The following is a 3,655-nucleotide window of genomic DNA, read 5'->3' on the forward strand; positions in this document are numbered from 1 at the left end:
TAATCAAAGGTCGCTTTAGCTCCCAATGATTATCAAAAGACAGTTAATCACTACTTACTTTCTAGTTTTCGTATCAAATATTTCTCTCCTAAAGATGTAATGTTGTAAGAGGAATATTCGTGGCCTACTTCATCAAAACCAGAATGAAATTGCAAAGGCATTTCTCTGACCTTATAAATCAAGCCAGCATTTAACAAAGAAATGACTTTACCATTCAAATTGTCCAAATCCAAAGGATTACCATTATTTTTATAAAGGTTACATAACACTTCTAAGCAATAAGAATCATTAACTAAATTCTCAACACTTCTATGCTTTAAAATGATATTTACCGTCCAATAAAAAACACTAATAACTATCTGAACAAAAAACAAAAGAGAAAATGCCACAGAACAAGCAACAAGATAACGATTATATTGAGGTACAAGCCGAAAATAATAAATAATAAATGAGCTTAGTGCGACAGCAAAAGTAAAAAATAAATGCCTTCCGTCAGTCAAAATGTCCAAAAGTTTGCCCCAAAAAGAATTATTCATAACAAAGACACATCACTTTCAAAAATATTTATGAGAGTATAATTACCCCCATCACTATTAATATAGACAATCTACCAACTCCTGCTTAAACAAAATAATTTTTACGCTGATAGTCCCATTTAGCAACAATCTCGCGTACTGCTTGGGCAACCTTTTGATCATCACTATCTGTATTAATCAAATCACCATTTTCAACATCTTCTAATTGCAACTGCTTGCGAATTTCTTTCAGCAAACCACCATAGCTAATTTGTCGTGAACCAGCCAAAGCCTGTTCCAAATCATCAATCACTTGTAGATCTTGTTCTTGATTATTAGTTAAAATATCTTTGGACTTCACCTGATATTTAGCCGTTTCTTGAGCACTAGCCAGCAAGGAATTTTTCTGGCGTTTCACATTCGGTTTAACCGCTTCAACATTCACAACCGGCGCATAAGCTAATTTCATCGCTCGTTGCCAATATCTAGTCCATTCTGCTTGTGAAATATAATTATCAGTTCCTGTAAAATAACTCGATTTCATAAAAAGCAAAACATGCATATGGTGGTGATACATCGGCTGATCTGCTTCGTGATTAATGGTAACCTCAGTTGAACGTACATAACCCAACAAATTTTTAGCCACTTTTTTATACTGAAAGATCTTTGCAATGGCTCGTCCCATCTGCCGTAATTCACTCTTCAACAAATCCCCTGTAGTATTCTTTACCGTCAACGTTAAAAACAAGAACCGACCCGTTTTTCGCTGTTTAACTGTTTCTGTCAAAATTTGAGTTAACTGGTTAGATTGTTTCATTGACCGCCGCCAGTTACATAACGGACACAAACGGGAATGGCAAAACCAAGTCTGAGCCAATTTTTTGTGACCATTTTTATCTTCCACAAAACGTAATACTTCACCACACTCTTTAACTCGATGGGCTTTCTTGTAGTGCAACATTTGTAAATAATCACCATACTGTAAATTCTCTAACTTATGTTCTCGCCATGGTCGTACTTTTCCCAACTGCGATCGATCAACTAAAACTTTTCTATCAGCCAAACTAAAAAGCTCCTCTCATCCAACCACGTGAGAAGAGCTAATCTTTTATGTATTTACTAAAACTAAGGGCTTGACGCTTACTAACTCAAGCTTTAAACTATGTCTAGTAAATACGAATATTCAAGATTAACTCACGTGTTCCGGGTCGCCAAACTAGGAATTCTCACGTGGGTTTTTTCTTTATTCATTTTATAAACTCATAATACGCCTAAGCCCAGTTGTGTCAAGGGTTTATCCCAGTTTTTTAAAATGACGTTGTTTCTAATAGTATCAAGATAAGAAGAAACTGGTCAAAATCGACCAGTTTCTAAGCCCTCGGGCGCTGACGCCCCGAACCCAGTCCAAGCTGTCTCAGCTTGACCGCCTAAATGAGCGGGAGCTCCCGCTCAAACTCACCCCGCACTCGCCGTGAGGCAGGAAAGCAAAGTTTAGGAAACTTTGGCTTTCAGCCAATTCAGTGTCTGGGTTTGGTTAGTCAATCAACTCCTTAAAGCCTCAAAAAGGGACTAACTGCTAAAGCAGTAAGTCCCTTTAATTCGATTTACCGTTGACTGACGGCCATTAAACAGCTCCAATACTCATCAGCGGTTAAATTAAAGCCATAGACCAAATTCAAAGGCTTGGACCATCTAATTCATCATGTTGCCCCTCTGAACGCTCCTGTGGCCTCTGAGGGGCTTTTTTAGATAGTTCCTTTAGTCCAGCTCGTTCTAGCCACTCACTTGGTAAACCAACACCTAATTTGCGCTGTAAGAAGCGGTCAACGCTCCGAACAATTCCTTGTAGCGTCCCGACTAGCTTTTGAAGACGACGATTCTCAATGTCTAGTTCCATAGCCTTACTTTCAGCTTTAATCAATTGGTCTTTTTGAATATCCATATCAGACCTTTGGGACAATGTTTCAGTAAAATACGTATCCGTTAAGCTGGCGCCCTGTTTAAGTTTATCAAAATCAAAACGGTCAACCAGCACATACCGCTTATGGAAACGGGATTCCTTCGTTTTAACACTATTCACATCAAATTTAGTGGCTTGATACGTCTTAAGTTTCGCTTGGCGCTGCTTAGTTTCATTTTCAACCGCTGCTAATTTTTTCTGCCCCTGCTTAATAGATTCCCGCATGGCTTTATATTCCGGTACCGTCAAACTTTTACGTTCCGATTCTTGAACCCCACGCTGAACATTAAAACCATGCTGTTGCAAATAAGTCGGTAATTGATCTTGAATATCTCGCAAAGATGTGCGATTAAAAACTCGTTTAGCAGACAATTTATACTCATCATCAAACGGGACAATCCCCATATGCATGTGTGGAGTACTCTCATCAAGATGAACAATTGCATAACGAATATTTTCTTCACCAAATTTTTCAGCAAAGTAAGCTTTAGCTGTTTCAAAGTATTTGCGTGTATCCACCGCCGTTAAATCAGCAAAGAAACGACGATCACTTGAGATAATCCATTCATTGACCAAGACCGCATCTTTTCGAACCGCTCGCTGACTGGTTTTATGCTCGTTAATATAAGCCGCAATATCCGTTTTAAAATGATTAGTCCGACCAGCAACCAAATCATAATTTAAAGCAGAACGGTCAACATCAATATCAGTATTTTTGTGATTCTGCGTTCGACGTTGATCATGATTACCCAAGCCCACCAGATTATCAGCTTTCAGTTTCTGCATATTAGCTACTAAATAACTCATCTAACCACCCATTTCAAACAGCTAAATTTGATTAGAGCATAGCACAGAATTCGGCAAACCTCCATGCAAGGTATAGCCCAATATACTTTACCTTGTAAAGTTTGGGCTCTGCGAGGCTATTTTTGCCGTTGGCAAAAAAATAATCAAAGGTCGCTTTAGCTCCCAATGATTATCAAAAGACAGTTAATCACTACTTACTTTCTAGTTTTCGTATCAAATATTTCTCTCCTAAAGATGTAATGTTGTAAGAGGAATATTCGTGGCCTACTTCATCAAAACCAGAATGAAATTGCAAAGGCATTTCTCTGACCTTATAAATCAAGCCAGCATTTAACAAAGAAATGACTTTACCATTCAAATTGTCCAAATCCAA

General features: G+C 38.0%; 3 protein-coding genes and 1 pseudogene. All 4 read right to left on the reverse strand.

From position 1 onward, the window contains the following. Nucleotides 1–50 precede the first annotated feature (50 nt). Nucleotides 51–536 (reverse strand): hypothetical protein, encoded by a 486-nt coding sequence (locus tag CES79_RS12300; protein WP_089137371.1) that lies wholly within the window; start codon nucleotides 534–536, stop codon nucleotides 51–53. 85 nt (nucleotides 537–621) lie between these two features. After that, nucleotides 622–1,578: a protein rep gene (locus tag CES79_RS12305; protein ID WP_089137372.1), complete on the reverse strand. Its 957-nt coding sequence runs from the start codon at nucleotides 1,576–1,578 to the stop codon at nucleotides 622–624. 612 nt (nucleotides 1,579–2,190) lie between these two features. Next, complete coding sequence (gene mobV, locus CES79_RS12315) at nucleotides 2,191–3,282, reverse strand: MobV family relaxase (RefSeq protein WP_089137373.1); 1,092 nt, start codon at nucleotides 3,280–3,282, stop codon at nucleotides 2,191–2,193. A 190-nt stretch (nucleotides 3,283–3,472) separates the two neighbouring features. Next, nucleotides 3,473–3,655: pseudogene (locus CES79_RS13130) on the reverse strand (hypothetical protein); the annotation flags it as partial.

The organism is Secundilactobacillus silagei JCM 19001, from assembly GCF_002217945.1.
Classification (GTDB): Bacteria; Bacillota; Bacilli; order Lactobacillales; family Lactobacillaceae; genus Secundilactobacillus; species Secundilactobacillus silagei.